This is a genomic window from Nakamurella sp. (assembly GCF_044224575.1).
Taxonomy (GTDB): Bacteria; Actinomycetota; Actinomycetes; order Mycobacteriales; family Nakamurellaceae; genus Nakamurella.
This window is the reverse complement of record NZ_JBGAKE010000003.1, coordinates 36,818-58,407: the sequence shown is the minus strand read 5'-3', so window position 1 is coordinate 58,407 and position 21,590 is coordinate 36,818. Positions and strand designations below refer to the sequence as shown.

Genomic DNA, 21,590 nt, shown 5'->3' with positions numbered 1-21,590 from the left:
GACCGCCGCGCCGTCGAACCCCCTGTCCACCACGCCGTCCTCGGTGCCGGCCGACGGCCCGGCCGGGTTGCTCGGCCTGGCCGATCGGGCGGCCGCCCTGGTCCCCGAGGGCGGCCGGGCGATCCTGGGCATCGTCGGTGCGCCCGGCTCGGGCAAGAGCACGCTGGCCGAGCAGCTGCTGGCGACCCTGCGGTCGCGCCACGGCGACGACTGGGTGGCGCACGTGCCGATGGACGGGTATCACCTGGCCGACGCGCAGCTGCGCCGGCTCGGGTCCCTGGACCGCAAGGGCGCGCCGGACACGTTCGACGCCGACGGGTACGCCCACCTGCTGGGCCGGATCCGGTCGGCCCCGGACCAGTGGATCTACGTCCCGGGGTTCGAGCGGGAGCTGGAGCAGCCGCTGGCGGCCGCGCTGGTGGTCCCGCCGGCGGCCCGGCTGATCGTCACCGAGGGCAACTACCTGCTGCTGGACACCCCATCCTGGTGCGCGGCTCGCGGGAAGCTGGACGAGGTCTGGTACGTCGCCGTCGACCCGGCGGTGCGGCAGGACCGGTTGGTGGCCCGGCACATCGAGTTCGGCAAGACGCCCGACGCCGCGCGGGACTGGGCGCTGACCGTCGACGAGCCGAACGCGGCGCTCATCGACGAGGGCGCGGCCCGGGCCGACCTGGTCGTGGAGAACGGCCCGTCCGGCTGGCGGCTCGTCGAGAACTGACCGACGGCGCCGGAGCTCCCACGGCGACGAGAACTGACCGGGAGCGGCAGACCTGACCGGCGGCGCCGGAGCTGAGCCACGGCGCCGGGGCTGACCGGCTCGCCCGGCTGAACCGCGGTTGCGCATCCGGGCCCCCGATGCGCAACGGAGGTGCACCCGGGCGATCCGGCCGGGCGGCCCGCACCATCAGGGGTGCAGGCCGGCGTCCGATTCGGTGGTCCGCCAGCGGTGCAACGGCACCTGCAGGCCGGACCGGGTGGGTGCGCAGACCAGCGGACCGGCCTGGGCATCGAGCTCGGCCGCGAACGGCGCCACCCGGACCAGCTGCAGGTCCTCTCCGCTGAGCCCGGCCCGGACGGTGACCGCGGTGCCGTCCCGGCTGACCCGGACCGTGACCCGACGGTCGACCCAGGCCGGCACCGGGGCCAGCGACCAGTCCGAGAGACCGTCGGTCACCACCGCGCCCAGCTGGCAGCGGCCGTCCGCGAACTCCACCCCGGCCTTGATCCAGCGTTCGGCGCCGACCCGGACGAACACGCCCGCCTGGTCGAACTGATCGCTGAACGCCGCGGTGAACTCGACCTCGACGGCGCTGCCGTCCGGGAACGGCGCGAGCAGCGCGTGCTCGCTGTCGTGCACGAAGCCGTACGAGGTGATCCGCCAGGCGTCGCTGCCCTCCACCGCGGTGACCAGCAGGTCGCCGTCGCGCTCGACGCTCGCCGCCGGTGGATGCGTCCAGCGGCCGTCCGACCAGGCGATCTCGGGCATGCGCGGCCCCCTTCGTTCCGTGCGGTCACCGGCCCGCACCGGCAGCCGGACCCTACCGGCCCGGGCCGCGGGCTCCGCCCGGCTGGACGGGGTGGGGCCGTCCGATCGAGGGCGCCGGTGCGCCGCCCGGCGGCCCGCATCCGGCCGGGAAGGACGACCGGTAGTGCATGGTGCCGGGCGCCCGACGGGTGTGAATTTCCCGCGCCGTGGGTACCGGCGAGCGTGCGGCGTACCGGCGGAACCACGCCGTAGTCCGCGTAGCCGAAAAGAGATCACCCCATGCCGTTGATGTCCCTTTCCTTGACGGACGCGCTCGCCCAGGTGCGGGACGCCCCGTTCCTGCTCGACGCGATCCGATCGTCCGATGCCCTGACGGAGGCCGCCGGTCGCGACGGCGGCCCGTTCGCGGTGACGGTGCTCGGCCGCGTGATCGAGGACACCGACGACCAGCTGACCGCGATCGCGGCCGTGCACGGGCTCGGCGCGGTGTTCGACGACGGCGCGGCCGCGCGGCTGTCCGTCCTGCTGTCCGACCCGCGGACCTTCCTGCGCGAGCACGCGGCCTGGGCCCTGGGCTCCCGGGTGCCGCGGCTGGACGCGATCGGCCGGTTGGTCGCCGGCGTCGCCGCGGGCGGCTTCGCCACCGTCATCAACCAGCGGGCGCTGCGCCGCTGGGCGCAGGTCGCCCCGGACCACATCGCGCTGGCCCTGGAGGGCGCGCTGCTGTCCCGCGACGACGCGGCCGGGCGGGCGCGGCTGATCGACACGATGGGCCTGGTGCCGGGCCCGATCTCAACCGCCGCGCTGCTGCGGATCGCCGCCGACGAATCCGAACCGTTGCGTCCCCGGCAGGCGGCGGTCGCCGCGCTGGGCGACCGGTCCGGCGACCCCGCCGTCAACGATGCGGTCGCCCGGCTCGCCGCGGGATCGGGCGAGCTGGCCGGCGTCGCCCGGCTGGCGGCGTTCGACCTGGCCGGCCCGCCGGACGAGCGGGTCACCCGGCGGTCGGGTCTGGCGGTCGCCCAGCTGTTCCTGCACGCCGACCTCGACCGCGAGCTCAGCCGGGCGGGCGCCGGTGACAACGGCGGGATCGCCACCATGCTGGTCCGGCTCGGCGACGCGCTGGCCGGCGAGCCGGGCATCGACCGGGTGCTGACCCTGTCCCGCGGTTCGGTCGATGCGGCCGTCGCGGCCCTCGACGAGCCGGCCGACGCCCACACGCTGGCACCGGTTCCGCTGTTGGCCGAGCCGACCGACGCGGCCAACGCCTGGCCGCTGGCGGTCGCCGCCGAACGGGGGATCCGGCGGGCGCTGACCGCCAACGGGCGGGTCGACGTGCTGCACCTGCGGATGGCCGACGTGGGCAGCATGGCCGCCGCCGCGGTCGCCGCCCGGCTCGGCATCCCGACGGTCTTCACCCTCGCGCCCGACCCGCACGCCGTCATCCACGCGCTGGACATGACCGGCGCGCTGACCCGGGCCACCTTCGGCGCGGTCGACGAACGGGAGCACTACTGGTTCCGCACCGACCTGGTCGCCCGGCTGGCCGCCGGGGCACAACACCGGGTGCTCTTCCCCCGGCCGAACCTGCGGGCGCAGCTGCGCGATCTGCTGGGCCTGGACATCGATCCCGCCGACGATGCCGCGGCCGGGCCGGCCGGCGGCACGACCGTTCGCTATGGGGGGCCGGGCAGCTACTCCGTGGTTCCGGAGGGCATCGACATCGCCGTGACCGCCCGGGCCCTGGACGACGTGCGGGCCGGTTGCGACCGGGCGGTGACCGAGCTGACCGCGCTGATCGACGCACTGCCCGAGCACCGGCGAGGCCTGCCGCTGGCGATCAGCGTCGGACGCCTGCACCGGGTCAAGGGCATGGCGACGGTCGTCGAGGCGTGGGCGGCCGACCCGACCCTGCCGCAGCGATGCAACCTGCTGATCGTCGGCGGTGACCTGGTCGAGCCCTCGGTCGACGAGCGGGAACAGCTGGACCTGATCGCCGGGGTGATCGCCCGCCACCCGGCGGCCGCGGGGGGCGTGATGCTGCCCGGGCACCGGCCCAACGATGTGGTCGCCCGGTGGATGGCCGCGGCCCACCTGGGCCTGCCCGGCGTCGTCGCGCCCGGCGGTGTCTACGTGTGCGGCAGCCTGAAAGAGGAGTTCGGGCTGGCCCTGGTCGAGGCCATGGCGACCGGGCTACCGGTCGTCGCCCCGGACCACGGCGGCCCGGCCACCTACATCGAGGACGGCGTCACCGGGTTCCTGGTCGACACCCGCTCGCCGCGGGCCGTGGCCGACGGCCTGGCCGGTGCCCTGGAACTGACCGCGCGCCCCGGGGCCGAGCAACGGGCGGCGCAGGCCCGCGAGATGGTCCACGAACGGTTCACCCTGACGGTGATGGCGCGCACCCTGTCCGGTGTCTACGCCGGCGTCGGCGCGCCGGTGGCCGGGTGATCGGGCCGTGACGCTGCTTGTGATCAGCCCGGACTACGCCTCCCATCTGCTACCGCTGGCGACGCTGGCCACGGCCTGGCGCGACGCCGGGGAACGGGTGGTGGTGGCCAGCGGCCCGGCTACCGCCGGGTTGACCGCCGATTTCGGCTTCGTCCGCACCGACCTGCGGTTGGGTCGCGGCTCCAACCCGGGGGTGATTCGCGCCCAGGAACAGGTCGCCGGCGAGGACGACGCGTTGCGCGGCTTCTTCGCGGCCACCCGGCACGGCATGGTGCCGACGTTGCGGTACCAGGCCGACGCCCGCCGCAACGACCTGCTGTGGGAACCGGTGGACACGGCGCGCCGGGTGCTTGCCGTCGTCGACGACGTCCGTCCCGACCACATCATCGTGGACCACCTGGCATTCAGCGCCCGGCTGGCGCTGGTGGCGGCCGGGGTCCCGCACGCGGACGTCGTGCTCGGGCATCCCAGCGCGCTGCCCGTCGGCGCCGAGGTGTACGGCTACCCACCGGCCTGGCCGGCCGCGTTCACCCCGGACCCGGAGGGTTTGGCTGCCCTGCACCGGCGCTGTGAACAGGTGCGAGGCGCGTTCACTGCCGAGTGGAACGCCGCGCTGGAGGTGTTGGCGCCCCGGCTGGGGCCGTCGGACGACGCGTTCACCGAACACGGCGACCAGGTCCTGCTGAACTACCCGGCGGCGCTGCACGACCCGGCGCGGACCCCGCTGCTGCCCCCGCACGCCTTCCTCGGCTCGGCCGTCCGGGACCAGCCGGCGCCACCGGACGTCGCCGGCTGGCTGGCCGCCGATCCGTCGACGCCGGTGGTGTACGTCAGCTTCGGCAGCTTCCTCTCGGTCCGGGCCGATGTGCTGGCCCGGGTGGCGGATGCCCTGCGCGCGCTGCCGGTGCGGGTGGCCCTGGCCGTCGGGTCCGCCGACCCGGCCGTCCTGGGGGACCTGCCCGCGTCCTGGCTGGTGCGCGAGTTCCTGCCGCAGGTCGCCCTGCTCGAACACACCGCGGTGGCCGTCACGCACGGCGGCAACAACAGCGTCACCGAGGCGTTGACCGCCGGGGTACCGATGCTGGTGCTGCCGTTCTCCACCGACCAGTTCGCCGGGGCGGCCGCGGTCGTCGAGGCCGGGGTGGGGCTGGCCTTGGACCCGAACGCGGCGTCGCCCGAGGAGATCGGTGCGGCGGTCGGCGACCTGCTCGACGGCCCGAGCGCGGCGGTGGCGGCCAGGCTGGGGTACGGGTTGCGCGCGCGACCCGGGCGAGAGGTGGCCATGGCGGCGGTGACCGGCCGGCGCAGCGTCCCGCTCTCCGCGGAGCATCTGCCGGGCTGAGACCGGCCGACCTTCCGCAGGTGCCCAGGCCGATGGCGCCGGTTGCGAGCACGGCCGGCCGCCGGCGTCACACCCGCATGGGTCCGGGCCGGGTGTCCTGATCGGCAAGGATGATCCTTGTGAGTGATACGGACCGTCCGACGGCCACCCCGCAGGCCGAGCAGCGGGCGCGGTGGCGCCGGGTCCTGGTGCTGCTGGCCAAGATCGGGCTGGTCGTCGTCGGCATCTATCTGGCGGTGCAGGCCCTGCGGGCCGTCGACTGGAGCCAGGTCGGTGACGCGCTGGGCCGGCTCACCTGGTGGGAGATCGGCGTCGTCGTCCTGGTCGTCGCGGTCCGGCAGACCGTCAACGCCTCCACCCTGCCGATCCTGGTCCCCGGACTGTCCCTGCCGCATGCGTTGCAGACGGCGCTGTCCGGCACCCTGATCCAGACGTTCACCCCGCCGCCCGCGGACACGGTGCTGCGGCTGTCCATGCTCAAGTCGTTCGGCGTCGAGACGACCCGGGGAGCGGCCGCGCTCGTGCTCGACACGATCGTCTTCTACCTGGCCCGGTTCGTCGCGCCGCTCATCGGTCTCGTGCTGACCCTGTTCGTGCTGCCGCTGGAGGGAATCCAGATCTGGATGGCCGTCGGCGGGCTCGCCGCGGCCGGACTGCTGGTCTGGGCGATGGTGATGATCTCGAGGGGGGAGACGGCGGCCGGCAATGTCGGGCGGGTCGCCGCCCGGGTGGTCAAGCGGCTGCGGCCGACGGTCGACCCCGACGCATGGGCGGCCGCGGTCGTGCGGTTCCAGAAGGAGTCGTCGTCCGGGATCGTCTCCCGGATGGCCCGGGCGACCCCGACGATGCTCGGCTTCATCCTGGTCGACTCGATCGTGGTGATCGTCTGCCTGCGGTTCGTCGGGATTCCCGGCGAGTACGTCGGCTACCTGGCCGTGCTGGCCGCGATGTTCACGCTGTACCCACTGACGATCTTCCCGTTCGCCGGCCTCGGCGTGCTCGATGCCAGCCTGATCGTGCTGATCAACGCCGAGGGGGTGGCCGACCCAGCCGACCTGGTGGCCGCGCTGGTCATCTGGCGGGCCGCGACGCTCCTGCTGCCGCTGGTGCCGGGCTTGCTCACCCTGGGCCTCTGGCGTCGCCGGCAGGCGGCGGCCTGACCTGCGGCCGGATTCCGTGACCGCCTCGGTTGTCGGCCCGGCCCGGGAGGTGGGCCCTCGTTGGCGGGCCGGTCGGGTCAGACGGAGATGTAGGCGGTCATCGTGTGCTGGGCGCCGGGCTCCAGCGTGAGCGCGTCGGCCTTGGCGTTGGCCGTCTCCACGCAGACCATGCCGCTCCACTCGTCGTCACCGAAGTCACCCATGGCCGCGGCCTTGTCGATCCAGGGATTCCAGACGATCGCGCTGTCCGATCCGTCCCGGGCGATGGTCACGGCGCGGTCGCCGTCGCGGATCACCGCGGTGGCGCCGGTGCCCTGGAACGTGCGGTCGACCTCGCCGGCGAAGGTGATCGGTCCGTCGAGCACGTGCGGACCGCGATCGGCGCCCGGCACCATGTCCAGGTAGCTCGCCCCCACCAGGCCGTCGACCTGGGTGGAGCGGATGTCGGTGACCCCGAAGTAGGTGTGCAGCGCTTCCTCGTAGAGGAACGGTTCGTCCCCGGTGTTGGTGACGGTGAGCAGCAACGCGAGTTCGTTCTCGCCCATCCGCACCCGGTAGTCGCAGGTGAACGAGTGCGGCCAGAGCTCGCGGGTGGCCGGCGAGTCGCTGAGCGCGAGGATCACCTCGACCCATTGGCCGTCGGTGGTGGCGCCGACGAGGCCCCATTCGGTGGTGCGGGCGAACCCGTGCGCCGGCGTGGAAGTGCCGCCGGGACCATCGGCGAACCAGGGGAAGCAGATCGGCACGCCGCCGCGGATCGCCTTGCCCGGCTGGTAGACGGCGGCTTCGCTGACCCAGAGCACCTCCGCGCCCAACGGCCGCCAGGACGTGACGTGTGCGCCGTGCAGGTAGACCTCGCCGGTGCAGGCCGGTACGTCGACCCGCACGACGGGCAGGCCACCGCGGCCGGTGGTGACCCACACGCCGTCGGGCAGGGTCTGGTCGGAGGAGGGCACCGTCATGGTCGGCAGGCTACCGGCGTCGGGCGACCGGCGCGGGCGAGACCTCTGCTCTGCCCGGTGCGGTGCGGTGCGGTGCGGTGCGGGTGCTCGCTGCGGCCGGCCCGGGGTGGATCGCCGCGCGGATGAAATCGTCGACTTGTGTCCCACGGTTCACATTCGGGGTGAGTTCATCCGCGCCGGCGAAGTTGATCCGCGCGGTCAGGAGGCCGCCGGGCCGGGCTTGGGAATGACGATCCAGGCGAGCAGGTAGGCGAGGACGCCGCCGCCGCCGAGGAGGGCGAGCACGACGGCGATCAGGCGGATCAGCGTCGGGTCGACGTTGAAGTAGGCGGCGATGCCGCCGCAGACCCCGCCGATCATCTTGTCGGAGGTGGACAGGGTCAGGCGGCGATAGGGACGTTCCGGTGTGGTCATGCCACGAGTCTTCGCCGCCCGCCGACGAAACGGATCGGGGACGCACCCCGGATCGGACCCGGCCCCACCCCCGAGTCCGATCAGGGTCGGTACTCGTCGATGCCCGGCGCCGATTCCAGTGCGGTGAGCGAGCGCAGGCCCGCTGGTGCGGCGGCGTCGGCCACGGAGATCGAGGACACCCGGGTGGCCGGGAGGGCCGACTGCACCACCAGGCCGGGATCGGATGCGCCGAACAGGGACGTCGGCTGGGCGGGCCCCACGGTGCCCGCCGCGGTCCAGATCCCGGTCCGGGTGAGCGACCGGTCGGCGCAGGCTTCGCCGATCAGCCGGCCCCAGGTGGTCCCGGTGGCGTAGCCGTCGAGCGTCCGGACGCCGGGATCGGTCGATCCGCCGGCCGCGGCCATCGACGAGACCGCGACGGCGGCCGGGTAGTCCGATCCGTAGGCCGGCGCCGGGGTTGTGACGTAGACGCGGCCGGCGGCCCCGGTGACGGCGTCCGCGGGCCACGAGCCCGGGTCGAACCCGTCGGCCAGGGTCAGCACGGGCGTCCCCGGATCGCGGGTGACCAGCGTGGCCACGGTGGCCGGTCCGACCGGCGCCAGCACGACACTCGCCGGCGGCCACGACTCCGGGTCGGCGCCCGGATCACGCAGGTTCAGGTCGAGACCGTTCTGCTGCGCCCACCATCGGGCACCGCGCAGCGCGTTCTGCGCGGTGGCCGATCCGTCGGGCAGCACACCGACGACGTCCCCCGTGTGCAGTGTCCCGGTCCGCAGCAGGTATTCCAGGCCGTTGATGGCGAGGATGTCCGCGGTCGCCCCGGCCACGATCGGTCGGGTCGGCCCGAGTCGGGCGGATGTGCCGCTCGGGGTGACCGCGGGAATCTGGTCGGCCGCGATCGAGGCGGCCAGGATCGCGTCGCCGTCGTTCGCGGCGCCGGCCCCGGTCGGGCCGGGTCCGGTCGAGACGGCCGCCGACACGGCCGCCGAGCCCGATGCCGCGGTGTCGGAGCCGGATGCCGAATCGTCCGCGCCGGATGCGGTTCCGCCCGAACCCGCCGCCGGGCCCGACGGCGCGCCGGCGGACGAGGTCTCCGGCGAGGTGCCGGTCGGGGTGCCGGCCCCGGAGGCCACGGTCGACCCCGTGGACGCCGTCCCGGTCGTCGTCCCGAACGGCGGAGTCAGCAGGCCGAGCACGGAGGTGCCGACGGCGGCATAGGCCGCGGCGGGGTCGTCCGGGATCCCGTCGGCTCCGTTCACCCGGAGCTCGATGGTCCGCCCGCACAGGCCGCCGGTCGTGTTGACCGACCGCTGCCAGAGCCGGACGCCGTCGGTGAAGCCGCGGTCCCGGCCGGGCTCGGCCAGCACGCCCAGGCTGATCGCGCCGTCGGTGACGCCGGGGCCGGCGAGCAGACCGTCGGGCGTGACGGGAGTGATGGACACCGCGGTGGTCGTCGCGGTCGTCCCGGCCCGCAGATCGGTGGCCCCCGCCGACGGCAACGTCGGCCGGTCCAGCGTTGAGGTGCATCCGGCGGCCGCGCCGACCAGCAGCGCGCCCGCCACGATCGCCACGGGGAGCCGCCGGACACGGCAGGGACGTTGGATCACCGGGCCAGCCTTGCACGGCCGGGCCCGTGGAAAGCAGTCCGGAATCGCTCGGCAGCGGGTGGGAAGTTGTCCACATCCCTGTCCGGGGGACCAGCGGTCGGGGATAATTTCGTCGAACGCAAGGGTTGATCATCACCGCTACGCCACGTGACGATCGGTCGGGCGTCGTGCGCCGTTGGATCAACGGCATGCGGCCTCCGGTCGTCAGAACGAGACATCTTGACCGTCTGATCGTCGGTCCGGTGGCAGGCGGTGATGACGTAGACCCGTTTGGATGGCATCATGTGAGCCGGGCGGTCGCCGGGTTTCGCGGATCGGCAGGGCTTCGATTGGCGGCATGCGACGGGGATCCGGGAGGCGAACGGTGGGTGATCGCTTGCGGCTGCCCGGTCGCCGGCACCCGGTCGTCGCCGCCGTGGCCGTGGCGTGTTCGCTGCTGCTTGTCGCGGGCGCGGTCCTGGCCTGGCAGCGACCAGGATTTGCGCAGGTGCCACCCCAACCGGTGGACCGGTCGGTGTGGGTGGTCAACGACGCCCGGCTCCTGGTGGGTCGGGTCAACACCGGCATCGGCGAGCTCGATTCGGCCACGGCGCTGCGCGGCGCGTCGACGGTGATCCAGGACCCGGCCGGCGACCCGGCCGATCCGGTGCTGGTGGTCGACTCGGGCAAGGACGAGATCCAACTGCTGGATACCGCGACGGTGACCTTCGGCGCCCGGGTCGGGGTCCCCGACGACCCGGTGATCGTGCTGCGTTCGGGGACGATCGCGGTGGCCGATCGGGCCGACGGCAGCCTGTGGGTGGGCACGACCTCCGGGGGCGGGCCCAGCCCGGACCTGTCCTCGGTCGATGCCCGGTCCGCGTCGCCGGTGGCCACCATCGGCACCCGGCCGGTCGTCGCCGTCAGCACCTCGGGAACGGTGTTCGCCACCCGGCCGGGCTCGTCGGAGATCGTCCGGGTCGATCCCGGCCCCGGACCATCGACCACGCCGGCCGCCATCCCCCTCGCCGACGGGCCGCTGTCGCTCGGCAACCCGGTGACCGGCAACCCGGCGGGTACCTCGACGTCCGGCCGCATCGGCGACATCCAGCTCACTACCGTCGGTGACTCGCCGGTCGTGCTCGACCGGGCCGACCGGTCGCTCCGGGTGGAGGGTCGCCGGCTCTCCGTGACGCTGCCGGCGGACGCGGTCCTGCAGGATTCCGGCCCGGCCGCCGCGGAGGTGCTGATCGCATCCTCGACCGGACTCCAGGCGGTCGACCTGGCCGACGGGACGGTCCGGTCCCTCGACGCGGCGGCGGGCCGTCCGGTGCCGCCCGTCACCGAAGCCGGTTGTCGGTACGCCGCCTGGGTATCCGGGTCGACGATCACCGGCGTGGCCGGCTGCGCGGACGGTACGGCCGCCGCCCCGGTCAGCCTCACCGGTGCGTCGGCCGACCCGACCCTGACCATGCAGGCCCGGGGCGACGCGGTGGTCCTCACCGACACCACCTCGGGCCGGTCCTGGATCGCCAGCGACGGATTCCGACCGGTGGACAACTGGGCGGACGTCGCTCCCCCCGATGGCCCGGCGGACCAGACCACCACGGTCGAGGACCCGACCAGCTCCGATGACCTGCCCCAGCTGCCGCCGGACTGCACCGCGGTGCCGGTCGGCGAGCCGCAGGCGGTCGACGACGAGTTCGGCGTGCGCGCGGGCCGGGCCACCGTGCTCCGGGTGCTGGACAACGACCCCGGCATCGACTGCACCAGCGTGGTCATCGAGTCGGTCAGCCCGCTGCCGCCCGAGGTCGGCACGGTCGCCGTGGTCGGGAACGGGTCGGCGATCCAGATCACGGTCAGCCCGACCGCCACGACGGTGCCCGGACTCGAGTACACGGTGGGCAACGGGCGCGGCGGGACCGCCACCGCCCGGGTCACCGTCGGCGTGGTGCCCGCCGCGGTGACCACCCCGGCGGAACGGGTCCGCCGGTCGGCGGCCACCGCCGAGGTCGACGGCACCGTGTCGTACAACGTGCTGGACGACATGGTTTCGCCGGCCGGAGATGACCTCTTTCTCATCTCCGCCGCCACCGACACCGCCGACGTGGTGTCCTTCCGGCCGGACGGGACCATCTCCTACCGCAATACCGGTGGCGGGTCCGGTAGCGATGTGCCGGTCGAGTTCGTCGTCTCCGACGGCGTCGAGCAGGCCACCGGGACGCTCACCGTGTCGGTCGTGCCGACCGGCTCCAGTGCGCCGGTCATCTACCCGGCCTACGGTCGCACCGTGCCGGGCACCCCGGCGGTGGTGAACCTTCGCCGCAGTGTGGTCAGCGGATCGTCCGACCCCGTCGTGATCGACGCCGTCCAGCCCGAGCCGGGCAGTGAGTCGACCACCGCCGTGCTGGACCGGCGGACCGGTTCGGTGTCGGTGAGCGCCACCGAGCCGGGCAGCTTCTACTTCACCTTCGAGGCCAATGCCGGAGGGCGCGGCACCACCGGCGTCCTGCGGGTCGACGTCGCCGGCGACCCAGGGTCCGCCGGCGAGGCCTCCGCGGTGCCGATGCTGGACATCGCGTACCTGCCGGCCGGAGGCGAAACGGTGCTCGATCCCACCGCCAACGACAGTGATCCGGGGGGGCGCGGGTTGGCGGTCCGCGAGGTGCAGGAGACGGCCGGGACAACCCTGGCGGCGGCCGTCGTCGACCTGCGGCTGGTGCGGATCAGCGCGACCCGGCCGCTGCGCCAGCCGGTGGAGCTGACGTACACGGTGTTCGACGGGGCCACCACACCGACCGGTCTGATCCGGGTGGTGCCGGTGCCGGCGCCGCGGGTGGCGCCGCCGCCGCTCGCCGACCCGGCGCAGGCGACGGTGCGTGCGGGCGACGCGGTCACCATCCCGATCGCGGCGTTCACCACCAGCCAGGACGGTTCCCCGGTCAGTGTGAAGGTCGACCCGACGCAGCTGGGCGCGCTGCCCGGGCCGGTGTTCGTCACCGCCGACTCGATCCGGTACCTGGCCCCCGCGGACTCCGCGCCGGGCCAGCTCTCCTTCGGCTACACGGCGTCGTCCGGAACGGGGACCGCGCTGGCGCCGGCCCAGGCGGCCGGCACGGTCACGATCACCGTGACGGCCGCCGACCCCTCGCGCAACCGACCCCCCGATTCCCCGCCACCGGCGACCGCGCGGGTCTTTGCCGGCAGCGCCATCAGCGTGTCGGTGCCGCTGGCCGGGATCGATCCGGACGGCGACTGGGTCACCCTGCGCTCGATCGAGCAACCCGAGGCCCCGCTCGGCGATGTCCGGGTGACCGGTGCCGACACGCTGTCCTACACCGCGTTCGCCACGCCCGGGGTCGACCGGATCCGCTACGTGGCGGCCGATCCGAGCGGGGGCACGGTGACCGGCGAGCTCACCGTCCTCGTCGTCGCGCCGTCCGACGCGGCCCGGCCGCCGGTCGCGCCGGATCTGGCCGCCTCGGTCCGGCCCGGGGGCAGCATCCGGATCGACCCGCTGGCCGCGGTGGTCGACCCGGGTGGGCAGCCCGTGCGACTGGCCGACCCGGCGTACACCGTCACCGACGGTCTGGACGTCCAGGTCGAGGAGCAGAGCTTCATCCTCACCGCACCCGTCGAGCCGACCGTTGGCACGCTGCGCTACACCGTGGTCAACACCAAGGGGTTGACCGCCACCGGAACCGTGCGGGTGACCGTGTCCCCGGACGCACCGATGCCCGACCCCATCGCCAAGGACGTGTTCGTCCAACCCGCCGACCTCACCGCCGACACCGACACCGTCGACGTCGACCTGCGGGGGTCGGTGACCAACCGGAGCGGACGGTCCGACCGGCTGGCCGTGTCGGTCGACCCGCTGTCCGCGGGGAACGCCAGCCTGGTCGACGGACGCACCATCCGGGTGACCATGTCGCCGGTCCGGCAGATCGTCGCCTACCGGGTGGCCGACGCCAACGGCGGACAGGCCGGCGCGTTCATCGTGGTGCCACCGCGCGCCCAGCTGGTGGGACCCCAGTTGCGGGCCGGCGTCGGGCCCATCGCGCTGGACGCCGGACTGAGCGTGGACGTGACGATCGGCGACTACGTGACGGTCGGCGGCGCCGGTCAGGACCCGGTGACGATCGCGTCGGACCCGCCGCTCCGGGCCACCCAGGGCACCGTGGTGCGCACCTCGGCCACCACGCTGACGCTGTCCGCGCCGTCCACCGCCGGTGGCTCGGCCGCGGTGTACGTGCCGATCACCGCCGGCACCGGGCCACCGGTGGTCCTGGGCATCCCGGTGCGGATCGAGCCGCGGCTGATCCCGCCGCCGAAACTCGACTCGACGACGGTGCCGGTGGAGGCCGGCACCTCCGTCACCGTCGACCTCGCCGCGCTGACCACCACCCATGACGACCGGCAGGCGAGCAGCGTCAGCTGGGGAGTCGACCCGGGTGGGTCCGGGGTGACCACCGCGGTCCGGGGCGGCGCCGTCACCGTCACCGCCGCGGCCGACGTGCCCCGGGGCACCCGGGTGGACCTGCCGATGGACGTCACCGACGGCGACGGCAAGAACGGCCGGGGCACGCTCACCGTGACGGTGACCGGTTCGACCAAGCCGCTGCCCACCGTGGTCGACCAGCAGGTCGGGCAGGGGCGTGGGGGCGCGCCGGTGTCCGTCGACATGCTCACGGGCAGCGACGATCCGGTCGGTCTCGGGCTGACCGTCACCGGGGTTCGAGTGCTCGACGGCGCCGCGGGTATCGGCTCCGGGCCGACCGTGTCGGGCGGCACCGTCTCGCTCACCCCGGCCGCCGGTTTCGTCGGCGAGATCGCGGTGGCGGCGGACGTGCTGGACGGCACGAAGGATCCCGACCGCCAGGTCACCGCGACGCTGCGGGTGCAGATCCAGGACCGGCCGAGCGCCCCCGGGGTGCCGGCCGCCGTGCCCGGCACGGTGACCGCCCGCAGCGTGCAGCTGCAATGGGAACCGGCCGACGCCAACGGGGCGCCCGTGCAGAACTACACGGTGTCCGGTGGCGGGATCCGCCAGGCCTGCCCGGGTTCGGACAGCTCCTGTGTGATCGGCGGGCTGACCCCCGGCCAGGCGTACGTCTTCGTGGTGAGCGCGACCAACTCGGTCGGCGAGTCCGCGCCGTCCGCGCCGTCCGCGGTGATCATTCCGGACGTCGCCCCCACGGTTCCGGCGGCCCCGGTGGCCCAGTACGTCGCCCGCGGCCAGATCTCCGTCAGCTTCTCGACGCCGACCGGCGACTTCACCCCGGTGTCGGTCATGTCGTTGCAGGTGCTGCGGGGGAACGACGTGGTGCAGGTGATCGACCCCGCCACCAGCCCGGCGGTGCTGACCGGCCTCGACTCGTCCGGCAGCTACCGGTTCCAGGTGCGGGCCGCGAACCAGCAGGGATTTTCCGACTGGTCGGCCCCGAGCGAGGCCATGGTGCCCTCCGGCGTGCCGTCGGCCCCGTCCGACCTGTCCACCCAGTTCGTCTACGACCCCGGTCGCCGGGGCGTGCAGGTCACCTGGGGACCGCCGGGCGACGACGGTGGCGAGCCCGTCGCGTCGTACCGGCTCACGGTGAACGGGGCCGACGCCGGGTCCGGGGACGGCAACGGGCGGTCGGCGTTCGTGCCGCTCGACGGCAACGACCCGGTGACGGTCTCGGTGACGGCCCGCAACGGCCGCGGCGAGGGGCCGCCGGCCACCGGCACGGTCGCCCCGTTCGGCCGACCCGCACAGGTGACCGGCCTCGCGGTGACCGGCGGCGACTCGTCCCTGGCCGCCACCTGGAACCCGGCCGACTCGCCCGGCCGGCCGGTCGCCGACTACCAGTACCGGGTGGACGGCGGAACCTGGCGCGGCGTCGGTCCGGCGACGTCGACCACGATCCCGTCCCTGGCCAACGGCACCACGTACCAGGTCGAGGTACGGGCCTGCAACGGTGAGTCCGGGTTTGCCGACGAGGTGCGGTGCGGCCCGGCCAGTGCGGCCGGGTCGGGAACACCGGCCGGTCCGTTGAGCGCGCCGAAGGTCACCGTGACGCTGCCCGACAAGTGGGGCAGCACCGTCCAGGTCGACTGGACCTTCCCCGGTGGCAATGGGCGCGACGTCGTGTCCCAGACGGTGACGATCAACGGCGCCGACATCGCACCGGCGACCGCCCCATGGCGCGACGACCTGGGCTACGGCACGAAGGTCACCGCCACCGTGCGGTACTGCGTGGGCTCGGGCGCGACCCAGGAATGCAAGGACGCGACCGCCACCGGGTCGACCGCGAACCTGTTCACCATCGCCACCCAGGCGCTCACCCCGCTGACCGGCACCTGCGCGGTGCCCGCTCCGTACGGGGGCGAGTGGCGCACCCAGGCCACCTGTTCGCCGGGCACCTGGGTGGAAGCGCCGAACCCGGCCGACCTGCTCTGCGTGCAGGCGGGCCCGGGGTATCCCGAATTCCCCGCGGGCAACCCGGTGACCAGCCCCAAGCAGGTGAACGTGTGGTATCAGGACAAGGATCGCAACTGGTACCGCAAGCCGGTGTTCCTCAACCCTGACTCGAAAATTCCGACATGTTAGAAGGAACCCGCGTGCAGGCAGTACAAGTGTCCGGACCCCCCGAGCCGCCGGTGCTGGAGGCGACCGACGCCAGCCAGTTCGCCGGCCTGTTCGATGCCGTTGTGGGGGCCATCGGCGAGGTTCTGGTCGGCAAGCCGGACGCCATCCGGCTCGCTCTCATCTGTCTGCTGTCCGAGGGGCACCTGCTGTTGGAGGACGTTCCCGGCACCGGCAAGACGACATTGGCCAAGGCGCTCGCGACCACGGTCAACGGGACCAGTGCCCGGATCCAGTTCACGCCCGACCTGCTGCCGTCGGACGTGACCGGCGTGACGATCTGGGACCAGTCCGTCGGCGCGTTCGTGTTCCATCCCGGGCCGGTGTTCGCCTCTATCGTGCTGGCCGACGAGATCAACCGGGCCTCCCCGAAGACCCAGTCGGCCCTGCTCGAGGTGATGGAGGAGTCGGCGGTGACCGTCGATGGGGTGACCCGACCGGTCGGCGCGCCGTTCATGGTGATCGGCACCCAGAACCCGATCGAACAGGCCGGCACCTACCGGCTGCCCGAGGCGCAGCTGGACCGGTTCCAGATCCGCACCTCGGTCGGCCACCCCGACGAGGATGCCGCGGTGGCGATCCTGGCCGCGGTCGGCACCCGCGCGGACCGGCCCGCCGTGCGGCCGATGCTGAACCCGGCGGCCGTCGGCGATCTGGTCGACCAGGCGTCCCGGGTCTACGTCGACACCTCGATCCTGCGGTACATCACCCAGCTGGTGCAGGCATCCCGGGTCGCCGACGGGGTGACGCTGGGCGTCTCGCAGCGCGGCGCGATCGCGCTGCTGCGCACCTCCCGCACGTTGGCTGCGTCCCGGGGCCGGCACTTCGTGGTCCCGGACGACGTCAAGGCGCTCGCCGAGCCGGTGCTCGCCCATCGCATCTCCATCGACCCGGAGGCCGAGTACGGCGGGCTCACCGCGGCCGCCGTGGTGACCGAGGTCCTGCACGCCGTTGCGCCGCCGCGGGGGGCGGGATGACCCGAGCAACCCCGCTGCCTGGGGACCTTCCGGCCCCGCCGGACGATCGGAGCCTCCCCGGGGTGGGCGGGGCGGACCCGGCGCCGGGTCGCGGCGCCGACGCCGGCCGGCACCTGGTCGGGGCCTGGCGCGCGGTGACCCGGCGGGGCCGGGTGGCCGCCGCGGTGGCGGTGGCGGCCGCCGTCCTCGGCGCGGCGACGGGCTGGCGGGAATGGATCGGCCTGGCGGCCGGGCTGTCCGTGGTGCTGCTCGTCGCGGTGGCGATGGCGCTGGGCCGGTCGCCGGTGGCGATCGACCTCGACCTGGCCCGGACCCGGTTCGTGGTCGGCGAGCCGGCCGTCGTCCGGGTCGGCGTTCGCAACGTGTCCGCCCGGCGCATGTTGCCGCTGCGGTTGGAGTTGGATGTCGACGGCCTGCCGGCCCAGGTCCGGGTGCCGTCGCTGCCCGGTGGGGCCACCCACCCGGTCGCGATCCCGCTGCCCACCCACCGGCGCGCCGTCGTCGAGCTGGGGCCGGCTCGCGCGGTCCGGGGCGATGTGTTCGGGCTGATCCGCCGGGTCGTCCAGTGGCCGGTCCGTGAGCAGGTGTTCGTGCATCCGCGGACCGTCCGGTTGCCCGACGCGTTGCCCGGTCAGACCCGCGACCTGGAGGGCGAGGAGTCGACCGTCCGGACCGCCAGCGACCTGTCCTTCCATACCCTGCGCGAGTACGTGCCGGGCGACGACCGGCGTTTCATCCACTGGAAGGCGACCGCCCGCAGCGGCACCCTGCAGGTCCGGGAGTTCCTGCAGACCCAGCGGTCGCTGGTCGCCGTGGTGCTGGCCGGCAATCCGGACGACTTCCGGGCCGACCCGCCCGGGGCCGCCGACCCGGACACCTGTGCGGAGTTCGAGATCGCCGTCAGCTGCGCCGCGTCGATCGTCGCCGAACTGGTGCGCCGCCGTCGTGACGTCGTGGTCGACGCCGCCGGGTCGTCGGTCCGCGGTGCGAGCGCCGACGGGGTGCTCGACCAGTTCAGCCCGGTCCACCCGGTGCCGGGCATGTCCGACCTGCTGGCCATGACCCGGCGGATGGCCCGCCGGCATCCGCGGGCGTCCCTGCTGGTGCTGGTGTTCGGGTCGACGGTCGACGCAGCGCGGCTGCGGGCCGCCGCACGGTTGCGGCCGCCGGGAGCGACCGTGCTCGCGGTGCGGGCGCGGGTGCCGGATTCGCCGCATCCGGCGGTGCTCGGCCGGCTGGCCGGCGGCGCGGTCGCGACCGTCGAGGACGTCGCCCAGCTGCCGCTGGTGCTGCGCGGGGCGACGGCATGAGCGGGCGGGTCCGCGGGCCGCGCCGGGCCCGCAGCGTGGCGGGCACGGGCCGCTGGTGGCGCGCCGCCGATCTCGCCGTGCTGGCCGGGCTGGTGGTGCTCGGCTCGTTGCTGCTGGTGCCGGCGTACGGGTCGGCGGCGCCGGTGGTGGCGGCGGCCGTGGGCGCCGCCGTGCCGGCCGCGGTCTTCGCCGTCCTGCAGCGGTGGTCGTTGCCCGGCTGGCTCGCCGTTCCGGTGATCCCGCTCGGGGTGGTGGTGCTGGGCGCGGTCGTCGTCGCCCCGCAGGACCGGGTGCTCGGTGTGTTGCCCGCGAGCGAGGCCGTGGCCACGCTCGGTCGCGGGTCGCTCGACGGATGGCGGGACCTGCTGACCGTGGCCACCCCGACGGGTGTCTCCGGCGCCCTGCTCGTGCCGCCCCTGCTCATCGCGGCTGTGGCGGCGACCGTGGCCGGGGTGCTGGTCGGCACCCGCCATCCCGCGGTCGCGCTGGTGGGGCCGGCGGCCGCCGCCGTCGTTTTCGCCCTGTTCGGGGACATCGCCGTGAACCCCGGGACGGTCGTCCTGGTCGGCACGGGCCTGCTGGTGGCCGGCCTGAGCTGGGTGGTGTGGATCGGGGGCCGCCGCGCTCGGCGGGCCGAACGACTGGCCGCCGGCCAGCTCGCCCAGGATCGGGTGTCCGGCGCCGACGGCGTGCTGGGCCTGCGCCGCGCCGTCGTCGCCGGCACGATCCTCGCGGTCGCCGCCGGTGCGAGTGCCGCGGTGGCGCTCGATGGGTCGACCGACCGCGCGGCGCTGCGCGCGGTGGTCCAGGCGCCGATCGATCCGACCGTCTTCGACAGCCCGCTCGCCCTGTTCCGCAGCTATACCAAGGACCGGGCCGACGACGTGCAGCTCGTCGTGCAGGGGTTGCCGACCGGGGCCCGGCTGCGGCTGGCCGCGCTTGACGACTACGACGGGCGACAGTTCCGGATCAGCGACCTGAGCGGACCGTTCGTCCGGATCGGGCCGGAGCGGCCGGCCCCGGCGAACACCGCCCAGGTACCCGTCACGGTGCGGGTGGCCGGCTACCGGGGCCCGTTCCTGCCGTTGCCGGGCCCGGTCGTCGATCTCCGCTTCACCGGCGCCCGGACCGACGAGCTGAGCGCCGACCTGCGGTATTCCGCGACCGCAACGACGGGCCTGATGCCCGGTGGCTGGCAGACCGGGGACGGCTACGACGTGGTCGCCGCGGTCCCGGCCCAGTACGCCCCGGACGTGCTGGCCGCGGCGCGCCCGCAGGCGGTCGCGATGCCGCCCGGACCGGCGGTGCCGGACCTGGTGCGATCGGCCACGGATCGCTACATCGCCGGGGCCACGACACCAGGGCAGCGGGTGGAGGCGATCCGCGCCGGTCTGGTGGCGGACGGCTTCTTCAGCCACGGCGCGACCGGCGAACCCGTCTCGCCGGCCGGGCACGGCCTGGACCGGTTGACCTCGATGGTCGGGACGGGTCCGATGATCGGCGACCAGGAGCAGTACGCCGCGCTGATGGCCCTGATGGTCCGGTCGATCGGCATCCCCGCGCGGGTGGTGGTCGGCTTCGCCCCGTCCGCGCCGGCCGGCGGGGCCACCGAGCTGCGCGGCAGCGACCTCACCGCGTGGGTGGAGGTGCCGTTCGAGGGCTTCGGCTGGGTGCCGTTCGACCCGACCCCGCCGGCGGACAAGCCGGTCACCGACACCCAGGAACGGGCGCAGACCGAGCGCCGGGAGGTGGCCGTCGAGGTGCCGCCGGCGCTGCCCCAGGTGCCGCCGGACACGGTGGACAACGAGTCGGCCGACCAGCATCCGGAAGATGCGCCGCCGCCCGAGGCGGCGCCCGGCGACTCGTTCATGCCCGCGCTGGTGGTGGCGATGCTGGGGTGGACCCTGCTGGTGGTCGCCCTGGTCGCAGCGCCGATCCTGGCCATCCTGGCGATCAAGGCCCGGCGCCGCCGGCGCCGGCTGGCCGCGGCCCGGCCGGCCGATCGGATCACCGGCGGGTGGCTGGAGCTGGTGGACACCGCGACGGACGCCGGGTACCGGCCGGTGCCCTGGCAGACCCGGTCCGAGGTCGCCCGCGAGCTGGCCGGCGCCGGCGTGCTGCAGCTGGACTGGCTCGCTCCGGCCGCCGACGCGGCCCAGTTCTCACCTACCCCCATCGATGACGACCGGGCCCGCCGCTACTGGCGGGAGGTGGACGACCGCAGTGCCGAGCTGTTGGGCGGGCTGGGCTTCTGGCGGCGCTGGCGGGCGCGGCTGTCCCTGGCGTCCCTGCGGCGCCGGAAGCGCTGATTCAGGCGGGCCGGAGCGGGGCGGGGCGGTCTGCGGGGGGTCTGCGGGGCCGGAGCGAGGCGGTCTGCGGAAACTACGCCGGCCCCAGACCGTCCGAAGTTCCGCGGGAATCGGTGACCGTGGGCGAGGATCTGGCGGCCCGCGACCGGTGCCGGCGGACGGCGGCCCGGTTGGCACAGCGCACCGAGCAGTAGCGCTGGCGCCCGTTGCGGGTGACGTCGACGACCACCGCCGTGCACGGATCGCCGGCGAACTCCCCGGCCGCGCAGCGCCCGAGGCGGTGCATGCCGCGGGTGGTCAGGTGCAGCGCGGTGCCGACGCTGATGACCGCGGCCAGCACGTCCGGCAAGGGTCGGTCGTCGTCGCGGTAGTGCAGGTGCCAGCCCTCGTCGTCGTGGTCGGTCAGCCGCGGATAGGCGGCGACGGCGGCCATCTGCGCGTTGAGCAGTTCGGCGCGCCGCTTCGGGCCGTCGGCATCCACGACGGGCAACCACTCGTCCAGCACCCGGCGGGTCCGCGCGTGGTCGCCTGCTTCGGTGCGGAAGTCCATGGTCATGCCGAACTCGCGGGTCCGGGCGACGATCCCGGCCCGGTCGGCCGGCCAGTCGTTGACCAGCGAGGCCGCGAGCAGCACCGCGTACTCGCCGTAAGGGTTGAGATGCACAAGACCATTACAGCATGGTGGTCGTCATGAGCATCGACGACCAAACCCTGACCCTCCGGGATTGCTGCTCCGCGCGGGCGCACGAGCACGCGTGGGAGACCGAGTCGGCCCACCGGACATCGCTCGGCCTGCTGCGGTACGTGCACTGCGCCGGCTGCGGCACCCGCCGGGTCGACCTGCAGCCGCACCCGGAGCAACCGCCGGCCGCGCTCAGCGTGGCGGTGCCGCCCCCCGGCGCCGATCGAAGCCGGGCCGGCGGGTGGGTGCTGTCCGGTTCGGCGCGGGAATGATCGGCGAACCGGGG

At 74.4% G+C, this 21,590-nt stretch carries 14 protein-coding genes; 9 read left to right on the top strand and 5 right to left on the bottom strand.

The window, feature by feature from the left end; translation table 11 throughout:
• Nucleotides 1-43 precede the first annotated feature (43 nt).
• The gene (locus ACILSK_RS04250; RefSeq protein WP_395726153.1) at nucleotides 44-718 is read left to right on the top strand and encodes a nucleoside/nucleotide kinase family protein; all 675 of its coding nucleotides are present in this window, start codon (nucleotides 44-46) and stop codon (nucleotides 716-718) included.
• 186 nt (nucleotides 719-904) lie between these two features.
• Here ACILSK_RS04250 and ACILSK_RS04245 read toward each other — a convergent pair whose 3' ends face one another.
• On the bottom strand, nucleotides 905-1,486 hold the full coding sequence (locus ACILSK_RS04245; protein ID WP_395725884.1) for a DUF1349 domain-containing protein: 582 nt from the start codon (nucleotides 1,484-1,486) through the stop codon (nucleotides 905-907).
• Nucleotides 1,487-1,774: 288 nt separating this feature from the next.
• Between ACILSK_RS04245 and ACILSK_RS04240 the strand changes: the two genes are divergently transcribed.
• The 3 genes from ACILSK_RS04240 (at nucleotide 1,775) to ACILSK_RS04230 (ending at nucleotide 6,439) form a co-directional block, all read left to right on the top strand.
• Nucleotides 1,775-3,937, top strand: a complete 2,163-nt coding sequence (locus ACILSK_RS04240) for a glycosyltransferase (protein WP_395725883.1) — start codon at nucleotides 1,775-1,777, stop codon at nucleotides 3,935-3,937.
• Nucleotides 3,938-3,944: 7 nt separating this feature from the next.
• Nucleotides 3,945-5,279 (top strand): nucleotide disphospho-sugar-binding domain-containing protein, encoded by a 1,335-nt coding sequence (locus ACILSK_RS04235; RefSeq protein WP_395725882.1) that lies wholly within the window; start codon nucleotides 3,945-3,947, stop codon nucleotides 5,277-5,279.
• Between the two features lie 119 nt (nucleotides 5,280-5,398).
• A complete protein-coding gene (locus tag ACILSK_RS04230) occupies nucleotides 5,399-6,439 on the top strand; it encodes a lysylphosphatidylglycerol synthase domain-containing protein (protein WP_395725881.1) in 1,041 nt (346 codons plus the stop codon).
• A gap of 77 nt (nucleotides 6,440-6,516) precedes the next feature.
• On the opposite strand, the gene ACILSK_RS04225 is transcribed toward ACILSK_RS04230, so the two are convergent.
• The 3 genes from ACILSK_RS04225 to ACILSK_RS04215 all read right to left on the bottom strand — a co-directional run bounded on the left by ACILSK_RS04225 (nucleotide 6,517) and on the right by ACILSK_RS04215 (nucleotide 9,386).
• Entirely contained in the window at nucleotides 6,517-7,401 is an 885-nt protein-coding gene (locus tag ACILSK_RS04225; RefSeq protein ID WP_395725880.1) for a D-hexose-6-phosphate mutarotase, read from the bottom strand.
• A 198-nt stretch (nucleotides 7,402-7,599) separates the two neighbouring features.
• Nucleotides 7,600-7,815, bottom strand: a complete 216-nt coding sequence (locus ACILSK_RS04220) for a PspC domain-containing protein (RefSeq protein WP_395725879.1) — start codon at nucleotides 7,813-7,815, stop codon at nucleotides 7,600-7,602.
• An 80-nt stretch (nucleotides 7,816-7,895) separates the two neighbouring features.
• On the bottom strand, nucleotides 7,896-9,386 hold the full coding sequence (locus ACILSK_RS04215) for a hypothetical protein (RefSeq protein ID WP_395725878.1): 1,491 nt from the start codon (nucleotides 9,384-9,386) through the stop codon (nucleotides 7,896-7,898).
• A 400-nt stretch (nucleotides 9,387-9,786) separates the two neighbouring features.
• Between ACILSK_RS04215 and ACILSK_RS04210 the strand changes: the two genes are divergently transcribed.
• From ACILSK_RS04210 to ACILSK_RS04195, 4 genes are all read left to right on the top strand, one after another.
• Nucleotides 9,787-15,990, top strand: coding sequence for an Ig-like domain-containing protein (locus ACILSK_RS04210; protein ID WP_395725877.1), 6,204 nt, complete (start codon nucleotides 9,787-9,789; stop codon nucleotides 15,988-15,990).
• Between the two features lie 11 nt (nucleotides 15,991-16,001).
• A complete protein-coding gene (locus tag ACILSK_RS04205) occupies nucleotides 16,002-17,003 on the top strand; it encodes an AAA family ATPase (protein ID WP_395725876.1) in 1,002 nt (333 codons plus the stop codon).
• Between the two features lie 62 nt (nucleotides 17,004-17,065).
• The gene (locus ACILSK_RS04200; RefSeq protein ID WP_395725875.1) at nucleotides 17,066-18,313 is read left to right on the top strand and encodes a DUF58 domain-containing protein; all 1,248 of its coding nucleotides are present in this window, start codon (nucleotides 17,066-17,068) and stop codon (nucleotides 18,311-18,313) included.
• Nucleotides 18,310-20,622: a DUF3488 and DUF4129 domain-containing transglutaminase family protein gene (locus tag ACILSK_RS04195; RefSeq protein WP_395725874.1), complete on the top strand. Its 2,313-nt coding sequence runs from the start codon at nucleotides 18,310-18,312 to the stop codon at nucleotides 20,620-20,622. Before ACILSK_RS04200 ends, ACILSK_RS04195 begins: the two co-directional genes overlap by 4 nt.
• A 73-nt stretch (nucleotides 20,623-20,695) precedes the next feature.
• Here ACILSK_RS04195 and ACILSK_RS04190 read toward each other — a convergent pair whose 3' ends face one another.
• Nucleotides 20,696-21,286, bottom strand: a complete 591-nt coding sequence (locus ACILSK_RS04190; protein ID WP_395725873.1) for a CGNR zinc finger domain-containing protein — start codon at nucleotides 21,284-21,286, stop codon at nucleotides 20,696-20,698.
• Between the two features lie 26 nt (nucleotides 21,287-21,312).
• Between ACILSK_RS04190 and ACILSK_RS04185 the strand changes: the two genes are divergently transcribed.
• The gene (locus ACILSK_RS04185) at nucleotides 21,313-21,576 is read left to right on the top strand and encodes a hypothetical protein (protein WP_395725872.1); all 264 of its coding nucleotides are present in this window, start codon (nucleotides 21,313-21,315) and stop codon (nucleotides 21,574-21,576) included.
• The last annotated feature ends 14 nt before the right edge of the window (nucleotides 21,577-21,590 follow it).